This window comes from Paenibacillus sp. WLX2291, assembly GCF_046603665.1.
GTDB lineage: Bacteria > Bacillota > Bacilli > Paenibacillales > Paenibacillaceae > Saccharibacillus.
Genome location: NZ_CP176755.1, coordinates 3,279,908 through 3,297,826, shown reverse-complemented (window position 1 = coordinate 3,297,826; position 17,919 = coordinate 3,279,908). Strand labels below are relative to the sequence as shown.

Annotated in this window: 13 protein-coding genes; 10 read left to right on the top strand and 3 right to left on the bottom strand. The window is 42.6% G+C overall.

Annotated features, from left to right (window positions below; translation table 11 throughout):
- Positions 1-38 precede the first annotated feature (38 nt).
- The gene (locus ACDE64_RS14065; protein WP_411347233.1) at positions 39-1,664 is read left to right on the top strand and encodes a right-handed parallel beta-helix repeat-containing protein; all 1,626 of its coding nucleotides are present in this window, start codon (positions 39-41) and stop codon (positions 1,662-1,664) included.
- Between the two features lie 195 nt (positions 1,665-1,859).
- Here ACDE64_RS14065 and ACDE64_RS14060 read toward each other — a convergent pair whose 3' ends face one another.
- Entirely contained in the window at positions 1,860-3,689 is a 1,830-nt protein-coding gene (locus tag ACDE64_RS14060; protein ID WP_411347232.1) for a helix-turn-helix domain-containing protein, read from the bottom strand.
- A gap of 876 nt (positions 3,690-4,565) precedes the next feature.
- Here ACDE64_RS14060 and ACDE64_RS14055 point away from each other — a divergent pair.
- The gene (locus ACDE64_RS14055) at positions 4,566-5,783 is read left to right on the top strand and encodes an amidohydrolase family protein (RefSeq protein ID WP_411347231.1); all 1,218 of its coding nucleotides are present in this window, start codon (positions 4,566-4,568) and stop codon (positions 5,781-5,783) included.
- Positions 5,784-5,811: 28 nt separating this feature from the next.
- Positions 5,812-7,137, top strand: a complete 1,326-nt coding sequence (locus ACDE64_RS14050; RefSeq protein ID WP_411347230.1) for a hypothetical protein — start codon at positions 5,812-5,814, stop codon at positions 7,135-7,137.
- A 111-nt stretch (positions 7,138-7,248) separates the two neighbouring features.
- Here the strand turns inward: ACDE64_RS14050 and ACDE64_RS14045 are convergent, their stop codons facing one another.
- A complete protein-coding gene (locus tag ACDE64_RS14045; protein WP_411347229.1) occupies positions 7,249-9,189 on the bottom strand; it encodes a helix-turn-helix domain-containing protein in 1,941 nt (646 codons plus the stop codon).
- A gap of 420 nt (positions 9,190-9,609) precedes the next feature.
- On the opposite strand from ACDE64_RS14045, the gene ACDE64_RS14040 reads away from it, so the two are divergent.
- Positions 9,610-10,023 carry a hypothetical protein gene (locus ACDE64_RS14040; RefSeq protein WP_411347228.1) on the top strand — a complete coding sequence of 138 codons (414 nt, stop codon included), beginning with the start codon at positions 9,610-9,612 and terminating at the stop codon, positions 10,021-10,023.
- A gap of 144 nt (positions 10,024-10,167) precedes the next feature.
- Here ACDE64_RS14040 and ACDE64_RS14035 read toward each other — a convergent pair whose 3' ends face one another.
- A complete protein-coding gene (locus ACDE64_RS14035; RefSeq protein WP_411347227.1) occupies positions 10,168-10,758 on the bottom strand; it encodes a hypothetical protein in 591 nt (196 codons plus the stop codon).
- 194 nt (positions 10,759-10,952) lie between these two features.
- Between ACDE64_RS14035 and ACDE64_RS14030 the strand changes: the two genes are divergently transcribed.
- The 6 genes from ACDE64_RS14030 (at position 10,953) to ACDE64_RS14005 (ending at position 17,497) form a co-directional block, all read left to right on the top strand.
- The gene (locus ACDE64_RS14030; RefSeq protein WP_411347226.1) at positions 10,953-11,201 is read left to right on the top strand and encodes a hypothetical protein; all 249 of its coding nucleotides are present in this window, start codon (positions 10,953-10,955) and stop codon (positions 11,199-11,201) included.
- Between the two features lie 308 nt (positions 11,202-11,509).
- Positions 11,510-13,474 (top strand): 3'-5' exonuclease, encoded by a 1,965-nt coding sequence (locus tag ACDE64_RS14025; RefSeq protein WP_411347225.1) that lies wholly within the window; start codon positions 11,510-11,512, stop codon positions 13,472-13,474.
- 20 nt (positions 13,475-13,494) lie between these two features.
- Positions 13,495-14,058, top strand: coding sequence for a restriction endonuclease (locus tag ACDE64_RS14020; protein WP_411347224.1), 564 nt, complete (start codon positions 13,495-13,497; stop codon positions 14,056-14,058).
- 39 nt (positions 14,059-14,097) lie between these two features.
- On the top strand, positions 14,098-16,677 hold the full coding sequence (locus ACDE64_RS14015) for a hypothetical protein (protein ID WP_411347223.1): 2,580 nt from the start codon (positions 14,098-14,100) through the stop codon (positions 16,675-16,677).
- Positions 16,678-16,695: 18 nt separating this feature from the next.
- A complete protein-coding gene (locus ACDE64_RS14010) occupies positions 16,696-16,947 on the top strand; it encodes a hypothetical protein (protein WP_411347222.1) in 252 nt (83 codons plus the stop codon).
- 367 nt (positions 16,948-17,314) lie between these two features.
- Positions 17,315-17,497: a hypothetical protein gene (locus ACDE64_RS14005; RefSeq protein WP_411347221.1), complete on the top strand. Its 183-nt coding sequence runs from the start codon at positions 17,315-17,317 to the stop codon at positions 17,495-17,497.
- Positions 17,498-17,919 lie beyond the last annotated feature (422 nt).

Sequence of the window (17,919 nt, the reverse complement as noted above, 5' to 3'; positions counted from 1 at the left end):
CTAACAAAAAAATAATAAAATTACAGGGAGGCATTCATTTGAAAAAGAATACGAGATGGAGCACATGGAGTCTTGCAGCGATTTTAACTGTAAGCGGTATCAGTTTAGCTGGCGGAGCGCAAGCAGCGAGTTCTGTATCGTATACGGCATCAACAGGCTTCAGCGCCACGCAAGGCACGAACAATTGGTATTACCAGCAAAAGACCGGGACTACCTACACCAATCTTACATACCAGTCTTCATCAAGTCGCTGGGATGTCAGCGGAACGTATCCATGGGTATCATCCAACGCACAGCATCCGGGCAATAGCGCCGATTCAGTACGCACATGGATTGCACCATCCAGTGGCAAGATTACCATTACCGGCTCCGTGCAAAAAGGCAGTGCAGATGGCGACGGAATTAACGCATCTATTATAAAAGATAGTACCAGTCTATGGACGCAAACGATCCGTAATACAACGGAAGTACAGCCTAGCGGTGTCACGAATATTCCAGTACAGCAAGGAACACAGATTCATTTTGTGGTGAATCGTGTCGGTTCGATCAGCTTTGACCATACGCTGTGGAATCCGACGATTGCATTTACAGCAGGTGCTTATGTACCGGATGATCGCAGTTTATCGATTTTGGACTTTGGCGCTGTGGCGGGGGATAACAAGCCGGATGATACCGCCATTGCTGCTGCGATCCAACAGGCGAAGACAGAAGGCAAAGATGTGTATGTACCAACAGGAACGTTTGAGTTGAGTAATATTCTGACCGTAAATGGTGTGACCTTGAAGGGGGAAAATAAAGACCAATCCATTCTGACCTCAACCAACCCAGAGTGCGGTTCTATTGATCTTACTGGAGCTAGCCCAGCGATTCGCAATCTGTCGCATGTGTATAGCAGTTTAGGTGAACGCGATGGTAAAAATGAAAAGAACAGTATCAGTGTTAAGAATGCAACGAATTTTGTAGTGGATCAGATTCATGTACAAAAAGCCAGTACAGCCGGCATCTATGTGACAGACTCGATAGGTGGAACCATTACTAATAATACGGTGCAGGATACACAGGCAGACGGTATTCACATGACAGGTGACAGCAGCGACATTACCGTACAAAATAACGTAGTGAAACAGGTCGGTGATGATACTATTGCTGTGGTTAGTTATGGTAAGAGTGCCAAATCCGATGGTGACAAAGGACAAACGAACAATATTCGTATCTTGAACAACGATGTGGGTTATGATTCAAAAGCGCGAGGAATTTCTGTTGTTGGTGGACGCGATGTACTGATTGAGGGTAATCATATCCAACTGACGCAAATGGCAGGTATTTATATTGCAACTGAAACTGGTGAAAATAATGAATATAATACGCAAGCCGTTGACTCTATTACGATTAACAATAACACTGTAGATCGTACAGCTCAGGATACAGGAAGAGGTCATGCAGACTTACTTGTATATGCTGGCAACACACCAATTGATAATGTGACATTTAACAATAATACAAGTACGAATGCTGGCAAATTCGGCACAGGAGTTTGGGGAAGTGGACAAGTTGGCACAATCACTTATAATCATATGACTATTATTAATCCAGGTTCAGATCCATACAAATTTGACAACGGTAGAATTATTTGGGATGGCGTAGTCAAAAGAGAAAATAAGTAATGACTATGCTTCAAAATGAATGGAGTACAAAGGTTTGAGTAAAATCCTCGATTATTAAACGAATACATGTAGAACACATTCACAACCAAAGCCAGCAGAATCAGATGATCCGTCATCCGTTTCTGCTGGCTTTGCTTTAATTGGTTATAAAATGAATTCAGTAGTACACTTTATACAACTTTAACTTGCCGCTATTCAATACGTCTCACTCAAATGACAAGCCAGATACACCTTCATCCAATCCCCAGAATCGTTCAAATTCACCTGCAAAATCTCCTCAATTCGCCGCAAGCGTACATACAGTGTATTCGGGTGGATAAACAGCTTCTCCGCCGTTGCAGCTGCAATGCGGTTCTCCTGAATATACATCCGTAGCGTCTGCTCTAACTCGGCGGCAGCATATTTGGGAATGCGTAGGGGAGATAGAATTTCCTGTACATAATTCTCGATCTCCTGCGGCTCCTGCTGTAGAAATAGGCGATTAATACCAATATCCGCATATGTCATTACTCCGGTTTGCCTGCGACGACGGGCATACGATAGCGCACGTCCCGCTTCATTATGACTACGTGCAATTTGTTCTAAGCCATTATAGGCGCCGCCGATCCCGCCGTATACCGGAATAGAACTATCCCTTTGCCAGTGTGAAATAATCACATCCAATTGCTCTGCCAGTTGTGATGGAGTAGAAGCGGACGATGTATTGCACAGTAGCGTAATTTTGTCACTTGATCCGAATAGCAGATATGCACCACGTTCCGGTTGACGATCAATGCGAGCGATGAGCTGACGGATATGATTTTCAGCTATGCGTACATCGGTTGTATCGCTATCCACCTGCAATAGGGCGACATATAGTGGCGATTCTGCATGCAATCCATAGCGCCGCAACCCATCTGCTAGTGTATGTGGATCGCGATGCTGCAATAGTTCATCGAAGAAGTCACGACTTTGCCGATACAGCATACCAGTCATGGAATACATATTCATCATATGCAGTAGCACAATAGCGCTTGCTTGTTCTAATATGACCTCCTCTAGCGGCTCCAATGCACGCTGGATTGGTAATTGAAAATACCCAACTAGCAACGAGCCATTTCGGACAGGATAAATCTGTTCATTGGACGATGGAGTCTTATGAGAAGCAGCATCCACAGCATACTGATCATCCGTCGTCCACATTGCATTCCCGCTGGTATCCTGCTCTGTAGCGATGTATTCGTATCCTTCCGCGCTATACGTTTGTTGTGCTTCCGTATCGACAAAGCAGACCGGGAATTTCAGCATATCTGCGGCTGTCTGCACGATTTGCTCTAGCGGAGCATTGTCGATTGAGAGCTGGGTATACACGCGATGAATCTGGCTACGTTGTTCCAAATACCGATTGTTATCCAGCAATTCGCTATACATACGCGCATGGACAATAGCAATCGCAGCTTGATCGGTAAAGCCCTGTAGCTTATCCAGATCACCTTGATGCAACGTACGGCTATCGTCGAACTGGTAGATCAGCATCACACCGATCTTGTCTGTATGCATACGCACGGGCACTGCCAGCATGCCATGAACAGTCAAGTCATCTCCCAGAAATGAACCTGCGACCAGACCGAGTCGCTCCTCATCTACGTTATGAATATCCTCGAATATGGATGCAAAGGTTGGGTACACTCGCGCCACCCCTTCACTGAATACACGCCCAGTAATGCCTTCATGCGTTTGCGCCCGATAATCGTAAATGGAATCATGAAAACCACGCTGTGCCCGCGGCTGCATATTGTCGCTAATAGGATCGTGCATCAGGAACAGCCCAGCGGAGGCGGAAGGCAGTACTTCTAAGGCATGATCCATAATCGTAAGCAGTAGCTCGTCCAGTCGTAATGAACCGGTTAACTGGCGCAGACTTTGCAACCAACGCTGATGATGCTCACGCTCGGTAGACAATTGATGACGAAGCAGCACATCTCGAATCAAATATTCCATATGCTGCTGTTCCAGCTCTGTAAATTGATGTGTGGATTGCACCATCAATTGCACATCACAGCGCGACAGCATATCCAGCTCGAAATTGAGTGTCTGGAAATTCGCAGGCTCACATATGGTATTGTTTGCATTCTCATATGCAATATGAGTTTCAATCTGATGTGTAACACTATATTCATCACGATGTGCAGAATCTGGTGCTGCATGTTCTGAATTTGACACATTTGAATACAAAGGTGATTGATGTGTCAACTTTACGTCGTTATATTTAACCTTAGTATGACTTTGTTGCGGTGTAGAGTTACTGTGAAGAATAGATGATCCAGATGCAGCGTCCTGATTATTTATGAAAGTAGGAGATAGAAGGTTATGTTCGCTAATATTTGCTAAAGAAGAAGCAGAGTCTGGGTGCAGTGTTCTCCAATATTCATCTGCTGTCTCATCTGCATACCCGCAGCGCCAACGACAATCATGCTCATCCCGAAGCCACAGTCCAGAAGCAGAAGGAGAAGAAGCAGAAATAGATGCAGATACAGCTTCATCGTTTGTCTGTATCTTATCTATATGTCCATTCTTTTGTTCGATAAACTGCCGCAGTTTTGTAAAATCCATACGTCCACCTCCAGCACATTGTCGAATTCTGTCTATTGATATGTATTGTCAATTATAGATTTCCCCACTATTTTATGCAAAACATTATTCATTGCCACAATGACACATGTCTATGCTGAATTTATAATGAATGTCACTATATGTAACGTTGATAGGAATGGAAGTCATACAATGTCAGTCGTGCTATAGCAAAGATTCCATTTTACTATTGTTCATCCCTCGACATACACATCGTTCTACAGATGAATAGAGCAATTGAGCAATACCAGTGAATGGGGCATCACACAGAGAGAATGGAGGAACAGAGAGATGAGTGGTACTTTTTTTCTTGGAGCTGTATTGATTGATGGACTAGGTGGCGAGCCGATTCACAATAGCGGCGTACTGGTACAGGATGATCGCATTGTCGCAGCCGGAGTTGCAGCGGATATAACCATCCCGGAAGGAACGCAGACCGTCGATGTAACGGGGAAGGTAATCATGCCCGGACTGATCGATGCGCATGTGCATGTGATCGGATCGAAAAGTCTCAATATGGCGCAAGTAGCATTAGAGCCGCAAGCGATGCAAATGGGACGCGCGTTAATTGATCTGCCGCGGCTGATCAATGCTGGGTTTACAACGGTTCGCGATGTGGGCAGTCATGTGGCAGTGCATATTCGCGATCTGATCCGCGAAGGTGCGTATGAAGGGCCGCGTATCAAGACGTCGCGCCATATGCTCAGTCAGACTGCCGGGCATGGTGACATGCACATGCTACCGTCATCGTTTAATCTGTTCACCGTTTGTGATGGTGTGCCGGAATGTATTAAGGCAGTGCGTACGCAATTCCGCGAAGGTGCTGATTTTATCAAAATCTGTTCCACTGGCGGCGTATTATCGGAAAAGGATGATCCGCGCTGGTCGCAATTTAATATGGATGAGCTCAAGGCGATCGTATACGAAGCCGAAGCAGTGCAGTCGTATGTAGCCTCTCATGCGCAGGGTGCACAGGGGATCAAAAATGCTCTGCTTGCCGGAGTGAAGACGATTGAGCATGGCATTTACATAGATGAGGACGGCATTGAGCTGATGCTAGATCGCAAAGCGATTCTGGTGCCGACACTCGCAATTGTGCATCGTATTATTAAGGAAGGTCATCTGTATGGCGTGCCGGAATTTGGACTACGCAAGGCGCGTGCCGTCTATCGTGAGCATATTGAGCATATGATCATGGCGCATCAAGCAGGTGTTACCATCGCTGCCGGAACGGATTTTGCCTCGTGTGCGCCAGTAGAACACGGTGGTAATGCACTGGAACTTCAATTGCTGGTAGAGGATGTGGGCTTTACACCGATGGAAGCGATTGTTGCCGCTACAGCCAATGCTGCCAAGGCGCTTCATATGGAAGACGAGATCGGCACCATTCAACCAGGGAGATTCGCCGATCTGATCGTACTGGATGTGAATCCGCTGGATGATATTACACTGCTTCAACAGACAGAGCATATCCAGCAAGTATACATTGGCGGAAAACGATTGAAATAACGGTAGATGCTCAAAAGGGGGAAATGCGATGTTCAGTCAACCGATTTATATTGCGACGTTGCTGCTTATTTTGCTGGCAGTAGGGGAATTGATCTCCATCTGGTCGAGGGCGCGAATTCCTTCACTGCTAGTGGTGATGGGAGGATATCTGCTGCTATCATGGATGCACGTATTTCCGCAGGAGGTCATTACTAGCTCCGCATTTGCTGTCTTCGGCTCCATTATGGTTGCGCCGCTCGTCGTGCATATGGGTACGCTCATTCCCACACGTCTCATTCGCGTACAGTACAAAGCGATTCTGATCGCTCTCTTGTCAACGTTGATAGCAACAGTACTTGTACTGCTGGTCGTATCGCCGATTTACGGTTATCCGACAGCTGTAGCTGGTGCAGGTCCGGTTACTGGCGGCATTATCGCCTACCTGATCACCACGCAGCGTTTGCAAGAAATGGGCTTGACCGCACTCGTTACCGTCCCAGCGGTAATTCTCGGTATTCACGCACTGTTCGGGATGCCGGTTGCACTGAATATTTTACGACGATATGCGTTGAAAATGCAGCGTCAAGGCTTCTTCGATGCACCCAAGCTGGAGAGTACGACACATGAATTAACTGCACATGAATCTGCAACTGATGAATCGCTGACTAGTGCTACTCGCCAATCAGCTTCTCACGGTGTTGAGCAACAGGCAAACGTAGCAGGCAATCAGACCGCCGCTACGCAACATTCACATGCCAATCATTCTCATGATCATGAGCAGCAGAATACTGCTAAAGGCAACTCGCGCATGCTGTTGCCGGAACGCTTGCAGACGCCACCGATTCTGCTGTTGCTATTATTCCTAGGCGGAAGTCTGGCGGTGCTGCTCAACAACCTGACTGGATTGAACTACAGCATCTGGGCGCTGGCAATCGGTATTATCGGACAAGTAGCAGGCATTTTCCCACCGCGTACGATGGATCGCGCTAATACAACTGGTGTTGCGATGGTCGGACTCATTGTAGTCGTGATGTCCAGCATGGGCTCGGTCACGCTAGAAGCTGTACTCAGCTCTATCGGTCCGGTGCTGTTGATCATCGTAGTCGGCGTGTTCGGCATCATGCTGGGCGGCTGGCTCGGCTCCAAATGGTTCAAATGGGACCCGCTCAAAGGCATTCCTATCGCAATGACCGCACTATTCGGTTTCCCCGGTGACTATATCATTTGTGAAGAAGTCAGTCGTTCAGTCGGCAGAGATGAACGAGAACGTCAGGCGATTCTGGACGAAATCTTCACCCCGATGCTGGTTGGCGGATTTACAACCGTAACGACCGCATCCATCCTGATTGCATCGGTATTGATCAATACATTGTAAACCTGTGACAAATCAATCTGTAAAAATAAAAATGTAACCTATACAAAGTCACAAAACCCGATCTATCCGCCAAGTGCAGATAGATCGGGTTTTGTGATGTTTGAACAGAAATCATTGTGTGAGCAGATCCGACAGCATCTTGATCTGGTTATCGACTGCAATCGGATCTTCATAGAACAGGTCATAATAATCCACGATATGCACGCGTCCATTCTTCACCGCATCAAGATTTTTCCATACGGTACTTTGTTGTAATTCCTGCAACTTCTGGCGTCCGGTGCCTTCGGGATCGTAGACGGTTAAAATAATATCCGTGCCCGCCAGATCCGGCAGCGATTCAAACGATACATTGGCATTCCATTTGTCCGAATCGGCGAATAGCTTCTGTACTGCCTGTGGGGGCTGCACCTCTAGCATCTTATACAACACCTCGCCGCCCATATTGCGGTAACCGTACACTTGTAGATTCTTTTGGAAAATGCTCAAGATCGTCACCGTTGTATTGGGCGCCATCTTTTCATGCAAATTCGTTTGGGCTTGCGTCAGCTTCGTATCGAATGCCGCGCTCCATTTCTGCGCTTCTTCCTCTTTGCCAACAAGCTCGCCAAGCTTCTGCATTCGTTCTTTGAGCGGCATGGTCGTCTTGAGCAGAACAGATGGAGCAATCTTGGCATATTGGTCATAGCTTTCATCCCAGGTGGAGATGATCAGATCCGGGTTTAAATCAACAACCTGTTCAAGTGAATCGCCGAGTGCCTCAGTGCCATCGCTTTTGACATACGGGTATTCGCTGAGCAGGTATTCCGGGTAACCGATCGGACGCACGCCGAGTGTCAGCAGCTCGCCGTAAAACCAATCGGTCACGATTCGTTTCGGTTGAACGGGCACGGTAGATGTACCACCAGCGTGCTTGAATTCGTGCGTAGTAACCGCAGCTGTCGAAGTCGCGGACGATTCATTGGGATTGGAACTGGCAGTGCTTGTATTGCCAGACACTGGTGTAGTAGTCGATGCGCAGGCGGAGAGAATGAGCGTCAACCCGAGCAGGGCGAGCATCATTTTTCCTTTTGTAGCAGTAAACATGGCATATTCCCCTTCTGTTGTCTCGTGATCCGGTTGAACCGGTCTCTGTCCAGCATAAGGGATCGATGTAGGAAGCAACATGGCAGAATCGTGCATCTGTATTGTATGAAGTTTCCGGTAATCGCCGGGGGTGATGCCACGTACGCTTTTGAACGTTTTGATCAAATGAAATTCATCAGAGAACCCGCAACGATAAGCGATTTCGCGTAAATTCGCATCGGTTGTACGCAGAAATTGCTCTGCCGCAGATAGCCGTTTACGAATCAAATATTCCTGCGGAGACATGCCCTGCTGCTTGCGGAACAATCGACTCAGATTGCTGGCGCTGACATGCACATACTGCGCGATACGCCGTAGCGATACCGATTCATGGTAATGCGTATCCATATAATGCCGCGCCAGTGATACCGCATCCGGTTGTAGTCGCCGGACATCGCCGCGCTCCAATTGTTCATATACTTTGTACACCAGCTGATGCAGTGCTGCCTTGCTATACAGCATATCCAGCGGCTTACCACCTGCCCAGCGTTCCCACATTCGGTGTAGATGTTCAGCGAAGAATAGCGGATCGTCAGGCTCAAAGCCGTAACATTCACGAAATGGCGTAGCATCATGGCGTGATTTTAAGTGCTTGTCTAGTATACTTTTCGGTTCAGCTCGATACAGCAAAGTGTACAAGCCAGTACCGACATCGCCCGCACGAACGGAGAAGGACGATCCTTTGCAAGCATGAAAAAGCCCAAACCGGTCGATACTGTAACCAGTACCGTTTAATTGAATATCTGCCGCTCCGCCATAAGAGAACAGGAACAGACTGGCAGGAGCCAGATGATTCCTGTTCTCTTGCTGCGCATGTAGCCATTCGTGACGAATATCGATGAGAGAGATGGAAGCGCGCGTCCATTGTTGTATGTAGTCGGCGAGTTGCTCGCGCGGCGGCGAGAAGCCTGTAGAATGAAAGTTGTTCATGAATCATGTTCCTCCTGCATACTGCTGTAAAATACATAACTCTAAGCGTAATTGAGAGTCATTATCATTTATTATATCTAATTTTGCACAGGATAGGGATAATTATTGCAGCAATCGGAACATAAGATCATCATACAAAATGGATAATTCTTTTACTACATGCAAGTGATTGCCCATGTACAACATTACATATGTATTTTGTGTAAATGAACGTATTTCGCCTTAAATCACCTGAAATAACGAAATTTGAGCAAAAAGATGAAACGTTATTGCAACTAGTTCGTATGCAGTTAGGAAGGAACATTTGACATACGAATTGATTTTGCATCTGTAGGATGGCGATGTCATGTTGGATATTATCGGCTTCATCTCATTATCGCTGTGTTGCAGATGCCCATTCTGAGAAGGAGGGGTACATCGATGGGAACGTTTAACAAACGCAATATGTTTTTCAGTACCATTCTGCTGCTCGCAGCGGTTGTGTGGATCGGAGCGTATACAAGTGAGGTCAAGCTAGAACGTGAGGTAGAAGCGTACTTACTGGACAGCCGCCAATATAGTGCCGAGGATATTGATTATGTCAAAGCCAGCTTTGGCATCAATCCGGTGCTCGGCGTGGAAGTGCATTTTACCGACGATCCAGAAGCGCGTTATTACTACAAACGGCATGAAGGCATGATTACCCAGTACAATGCGGCTCCACGCGACGGTATCGATCTGCATCATAGCTATGCGTATAAGCATAAAGAGGAAGAGGTCGAAGCGAGAGAGCATGTGCCGGTGCAGTTGGCGACGATGCCATTCGCTGCACCAGCAATGTCATCCACATTCTGAACACTTGAAAAAGATGCAATATACAGAATATAAGTCATGCATGTAAGATTCATAGGATACGCATAACATGGATAATATAGAAAATACAAAACACATTATAGATAGGCAGCTTACGATACACCGAGACTAATTCGAGAAGTTGTCTTATTCAATCTGAAACCCGAATACAAACGACGTATCGCCTTGAGTATACATGCCGTCTTCACTTGTCCAATAGGCTTGAAAGGTATAGAAATACGTCCCATGTTTCAGCGGTGCATCAAATGTCCAATCTCGCAAAGCAATCACAGAATCAACTGAAGCAGAAGTGCCAAGCGAAGTGACCTGAATCTGATTAGGAGCTGGATCGTAAGGAAAGACAAGTGCAATAGCCGCTCCGGGTGATAGTGTCGGTAACGTTTGATCATCCAGCATCTTCGGATCGCTTGTGTAGTTGCGACAACCGAGATTGTCCCAGCAATAGGAACTTTGGGCAACTGGAATGTCCGTTTCGCCTGCATGGACGACAAGCGAAGGAAGTTCATTTGACTGCAATGGTTGAAGCTGTTGAGAAGGTGGAAGCGGTGAAGATGGAAGAGAAGAAGAGTCTGGAGCAGATACAGGTTCTTCTTCTTTTGCATGTAGGTGTGTAAAAGAATCATCTCCGCTAGATTGTGTATGGCTCGCCGAACAGCCTGTGGATACAAGCATAGCAATCAACAGTAACGATACAAAGCGTTGTTGTAATATTCGCATATCATCATCCTCCTGCTTAGTACACACACAAGATATCCATATTGTTCCATCTAATTGTGGTGTATAAAAAATGTATATGGCTTTAGAGAGAGCAATCATGCAGAATATAACAGATAGACGTATCGTTTTCCGTTTATTTACAATTAAGTTATAATTACAATCGTATCGTAATTACATAGAATATGGAGGTCATCATGAGTAGATTTGAACAGCAACTGGTGAAGTATATGACGTACGGATTCGTAGCAGGGTTATTGTATTCGTTTCTGACGAAACGGACTATTTCGATGACTGCTTCTACGCCGGGAGCAAGTATACAGATGCAGGTATCTATGGATGAATACGTGATGGATTGTCTATTCAATGCTGCGCTATTCAGCGTATTGGTCGGTGCATTCTTTGCCATTTGCTATGCCGCCAGCAAATGGATGAAGCCGCAGTGATCTAACCGTATAAGCAGTAATGAACAGGACAGATGAATAAAAGAAGCCAACCAGATAGCTCATTTAGCTATATAAGATTGGCTTCTTTTTGTTTGAAAAACATTAAAATAAATATAATTCATACATAAATTAGAAAATAACTATTCCCATAATAGTCCAAACGATGTATGATGTAGGAAAATAATTCATTTATTTACCTCTTATGGCACCTGCCGATATACCTATACATTAAAATTCATACCCGTCAGTATTCCAGAAGCACTGGAAACAGAACCACGGAATCTGCGGCAGCAAGGAGAAACCAGCACATGGCATATATGATTCCGGAAACGATTCCGGGTACCGCAACGAATGGAGAACGCATTCTATTCAACACCTTCCGCAAACATCTTCCCGACGATTATATCGTTTACTACGAACCTCATATCAACAACGGTCACCACCGGCGACCAGATTATGTCATCATTGGTCCCGATCTTGGTCTGCTTGTATTGGAAGTAAAAGACTATACCGAGAATACCTTGCACACATTAAGCCCGGACGATTGGCACATACATACACAAAAAGGCACCGGCAGTCTGGAAACCGTCAAAAACCCGATTACACAAGCACGTAACTACGCATTCCATATTCATAATAAACTGAAACAAGATCGTAACCTGCTGCAACAAGAAGGCGCTTACGCCAACAGTCTCAAATTCCGCTATGGCTACGGTGTCGTCTTCACCCGTATGAAAGAAGCCCAGATCATCCGCAACGAGATTCATCGCTGCATCGATCTGAATCTGCTCCTCACTCGCGAGGAGATTGATCCCGACGACGAACAATTTAACGCTGACCATCTGCTGGAACGAATGACCAGCATGTTCCCACACCCGTTTCACCAGCGACAATGGCTGAGCGAAGATGATATGAAAGCAATCCGGTATCATCTGTTCCCCGAAGTACGCATCTCTGCCGACATCCGGCAGCGTGGATATTACCAGGATGACCTGCTACTGTCGCTGCATAACATTCAGGCAATGGATCTGCATCAGGAGTCGCTCGCCCGTCAGATCGGCGATCGTCACCGACTGATTCGCGGCGTCGCGGGCAGTGGTAAGACGCTCATTCTGGCTACTCGCGCTCGTACACTGCTACGCGAACATCCGGAATGGCGCGTTCTGGTACTCTGCTACGGGAGTCCGCTGTCGTGCAATATCCGCAGCATGATCCGCAACAAACTGAGCGAACCGGAAGACCTGTTTGAATGGTCGGCAATGGAGTCGCAAATTGGTGACAATGACGCAGATGATCCATTAAACCGACAGCTGGAGATCGGCACTTTCCACGATTGGCTATACAAGCAGTTCCCGTTGAAATTTTCCATGAGCGAAAAGGAAAACGAGCGACAGATTGCTGAACTGCTAGATCAACTGGATAGCGGCAAAGTAACCGCACCCCAGTACGATGCCATACTGATCGACGAAGGACAGGATCTGGAACCGCAATGGCTGGAACTGATCACCAAAGCACTTAACCCGGAAACGCAATCATTACTAATCGTAGAAGACAAAGCCCAAAAAATCTTCCGCCGTAAAGTCAGCCTATCCCGCAACACCGGACTCGACTTCCGCGGACGCTCCAAAATACTAAGCATCAACTACCGTAACACATCACAGATCGTGGGCTTTGCGTGGGACTTTTACCGTTCTCATTCCAAGCTGAAGGACAAATTCCAGACGACGATCACCGCAAACGAACCCGCCGAGATTATTCCACCACAGGGAACGAAGCGGAGAGGTCCCGAACCACAAATGTGCCGCTGTAACTCTATTCAGGAAGAGATGCAGTGGGTAGCAGAACAGATGCAGAATCTGCACCAGGAGAAGAAGGTGGAATATGCAGATATGGCAATTCTGTACCGAGTGAAGGGCAGTTATAAGAACGCGTTTATCGTAGATGCAATCCGGCAGGAGCTGGATAAGAACGGTATCCCGCATAACTGGTTTACGGAGAGCAAAAAGACAAAAGACAACTTCGATCGCAACCATCCCAGCGTGAAGATTTCGACGATTGATAGCGCGAAAGGAATGGACTTCCGGGCAGTGTTTATCGTGAATGTGGATGGCATGCCGAGAGAGAAGGCGAAGGAAGAGGATTGGGACGAGGAAGTGTCGCGGTTCTATATCGGGATGACACGGGCGATGGAGTATTTGTATTTGAGTTATAGCAAGGTAGAAGGATTTGCGAAGTGGGTGGATGAGAAGGCTCATCTTAGTGTTAGAAAATAGAGACAAAAGGGGAAGCAGAAATGGTACGTAGAAAAAGCAAGAAGAAACAGCAGCAAGAAACATTCAATGCAATGGGTTTGTTAGTCGTGATGATTGGGACAGGAACTCTGTATTTCACAAAAAGTATAATGGCAGCAGGCGTTATCGCTATCATTGCTCTGATCGTGATAGTCGCAATTGCTTATGTCATTCATGAAGCCAAAGTTGCTCGGTTACGACGTTCAGGCATTGCACAGATTGACAAGATGGATGGCATTCAGTTTGAAAAGTATCTGGAGCAGCTGTTCCGATTGCAAGGATACAAAGCAAATGCAACTCGTGCTCAAGGTGATTATGGTGCCGATCTGGTGATTAGTCGAAATGGCGAGAAGATCGTAGTGCAGGCGAAACGGTATAGCAAGAATGTTGGGTTGAAGGCTGTGCAAGAGGTACATGGAGCGATTGCTCACTATAAAGCATCGTCTGGATGGGTTGTGACGAATAGCGGTTATACGCAGCAAGCGAGGAATTTGGCGTTGTCTAATAATGTGCGGTTGATTGGGCGAGATGAGTTGGTGGAGATGATTTTGAGAGTGAAGAAATAAAAATAAATTAATAATTCTATGTAAAATATGGAGGAAGACATGAAACTATTAAATCCATTAAATGAAATGTTTTTAGATACTACAATTGATTTAAATAATACAAGTTTTTGGAGAGAGATGGGTGTGAAAAGTGATGCTATTTTAGAAACGGAACCCATTTTAATAAACAAAAGAATAGAAGCAATATTAAAAACACTTCGGAGCAAAGAGTTACAAGAATTATGCAAGATATATAGTATAAAACCTGAAGATGAATTGACCACGTTAAAAAATAAATTTTTACAAATAGACATAACTGAAAGAAAAGTTTTTCTTTTACTTTATGATTTTAGTGCACGAAAAAAGCGAACAATCATAAGGTATTACAGTACTTTAAAAATGGATGCTATAAGATTGAAGGTTACATCTATTGCAATGCTTGTACAAATGTTCAAATTAGATCGCTCACATTTAATAGAAATATTTACTTTGCATTTTTGGGAAAGCAAATCATCAGGAAATATATATAAATTTGATAATAAAGTGGATTCCCAAAAATCTAAGAAAATTGTAGGAGAAAAAACATACAGAGATACGTTATGTGATACATTGTTTCAAAATACAGGTCAAAATAATTTGTATAGAGTGTTTTCTTATTGTATAGATACCAATAAAATATATGGATTGATGTACAAACAAATTAATGACACTTCTAAACCGGATTTTGTTTCGGCACCTCGAAATAGGGAAGTAAGCCCAATATTGTTCATGATTGATACGAATAACAACACATTAGAAATAAAAACTTCCCTAGCAGAAGAAAAGGCCTTAGTTATTTATTTTGAAAAAACACTAGGAAGTTTATCAAAAGTTAATAGAGAGGTTTTTACAGAATATCTCAAAGAAACATTTATTCAAAGTATTGTGAAAGGTGATTCAGTGACTGCTTCTGGCAATGAGGTAGACGATTTTATAGTATATAAGATCAAATTTAGAAATAGTTCTTTAAAAGGATCTCCTCAAATAACATTTGAATTGAATTATACAAATATCTGGCCTGCAATAGAAGAAGCACACGCTAACGGTACTATAGATATTGGAAGTCTAAAAGATTTGGATTCTATCTATTTTAAATCTAGTTTTGGAAATCGAAGTATTAAATCTACTATGTTAGATAATGGTAATATTTTATTTTCTATGGACGATAGTAATTTAGATACTACCAGTAAAGAATCTATAAATGATAAATTTTATGATAAATTCGGAGTACCTCTTTATACTGAAATATCTAATGAAGCATTTATTGAAGGAAAGGCAGATAAAGTCGATTATTTGATGAGAAGTTTAAATTTTAAAAATTTAAATACATTTGAACAATCCATTATTTCTCAACTTCAAGAAGATGAAATACTAAGAAAAAAGACAGATAATTATTATTTTTGTAAAGAATGTAACATTGATCATCCTATAGTAGAAGGAATCGAAATACCTTCTACATGTTCTATTTGTGATGCTGAAGAAATATTAACTAGAAGTAATGAATTGATAGAAATTGATCAATCAAAATGTTGCAAGAAATTAAAATCAAAAATCAGATCTAATATAAATAAATGGAGTTATTCTAGAGAAAATGAGATAGAAATAGCAAAGCATAAATTTAATTGCTTACATTTTGAGAACAAAGATAGTAAAGAGAAACTGCAATTGATTGTTATTGATAAATCTTTACACAAAAGTGTTCTAAAGAAGCTTAATAAATTACTAAAACCAACTTTGCTAATATTAATTCGACAAGCGGAGTATCAAATTGATTACAATTTGTATAGTTGCATGGAAGCAGTGAATTTTGGTAAAATGTATTTACACGAACAAATGTTCGATGAATACTTTGAAGAAATATCAAAAAGAATAAAAGTTAGGTCAAAAAGCTATCTCTCTACTGCTGCCAATGAAGCTGCTCTATCGCTTAAAGGTATAAGTCGCGAATCGATCGTAAATAAAATATACACTCCTGCACAATTTGAAGACGATACATTTGCTTTATTAAACGATATTTTCCCGAATGCAGAAAAATGGGGTAAGGATTTATCAGGTAAGCCAGTACCTGAGGGGATTTTCACTATCTCTTTTTATAAATCCGGAAATTTGTGTAATAAAATTTTTTCTTATGATTGTAAACTGAGTAAGACAAAACAAGGGTATGACTTGGGCAGGGATGAGCAAAGAAAAGCAGTAGAATATGTAAAAACTTTAAATGAGAACGATTATATACAAAAATTTAGTGATAAGCATCAATTGTCTGGGCATATTTTTATAAGTAATAATTTCAATGAGAATAATTTTGAAACAATGAAAAGATACTTCTACGATCAACTTGATGAAGATTATGATACAAAACCTATATTTATTGATATTGAAACTTTATTATATCTGCATGAAAAATATAGAATCAATGAACAGCGGATTAATAACTCGAGAGATTTATTTTACAAAGGTCTATTTGAAGCTTTAAGTCTTGAAGTTGTTGAGAAAGAGGATATAGATCGAAAAGTTTTACACAAAGCTTTAGATATAGAACTTGCTATATATCAGGTTTTGTCTACTGATAAAATTACTGAAGAAATGAAATTAATAGAGTAAAATAAGAGGGCGGTGACAATGAGCTATAGAATTGAATATTCTGCTGTTGAAGCTTACTGCCAACTATTTACACAAAATCTTTATAAATCAATTCATAACTTATGTGATTCCGAATATACTATCAATACAAAAGAAAATAATTTAATTCTTAATTTTTTTGAAAAAAATCTAACGGTAATCAAAGTAGAAAATGAAAGTATTGTTGATATTTTCGAAATTAATTATGATGTGTTTTCTCAGATGAATTTATTATTAAATTTAGCGGCTTGAATACTCTCCCACCAAAATTAGAAAGATATCTAAAATTAGGAGTATCTCGTTTTCGTTACGAACTGATAGAAGCTTTCCAATCAAATCAGATAGTAAAATATAACACAAAAAATTCTCTATTTGTGTGGGAACAATATACTATAAAAATAGTATTAGGAGAGAATGGAGCAGAAGAGGTTTTTATTTAAGCATATTTGAGAGCTGTAATCTTATACTATTTCCATTATAAACTTTGAGGTATTACTGCCTAAATCAGAATCATTATGTTTCTATTTTATATAAAATGTAAATTATTTATTATATTACCAATTTAAAAGCTTTAATCTATACTCCTCTCCTACCTACTTACGAGAGGAGTATTTTACATATGTGGATCATCAGTCAAAATCAAAAAATCTTCATCCAAGCCATCGCGCTTACTGTCGAAACCTCAGACAATACAATTGTCATATCCGCCTACGCTGGAGATGTCACCATTGAATCTGCATTTACTGTTGGAATCTTTGATAACGAACAGCAAGCATTGTTTAGAATCATTGTTCTATTTTAATAATTCTAGTGTTGTCGTAGAGCCTATTGTAAAAGTACCATAAGCCGAAAAATATAGCTGATTGTTCCGATCAAAAACCATAACACTAATTACAGTAGGTTTTATTGATTAGCAGGAGGAAGTGTGTCTCTATTCTTTTTTAAAGAAACTCTGTATATTGCTTCTCCTTCCTTTGCTATATAAGCATTTCCTTTCTTATAAGCGACTCCCAATGACTCTCTATCCCAGTATGTATAAATTATTTACATACGATTCTGCTAACATAGGATTGCGATTGTGACGAATCGATAGCTACTCTCCAGCGGTGCATATACGTCTAGATATATAGACTAAGTTTCATTACTTGCATGCACAATACCTAATTTAAATAATGATTTAGACACAAAAAACCTCCGGTTTGCACGAAGACATCTAGGATATAA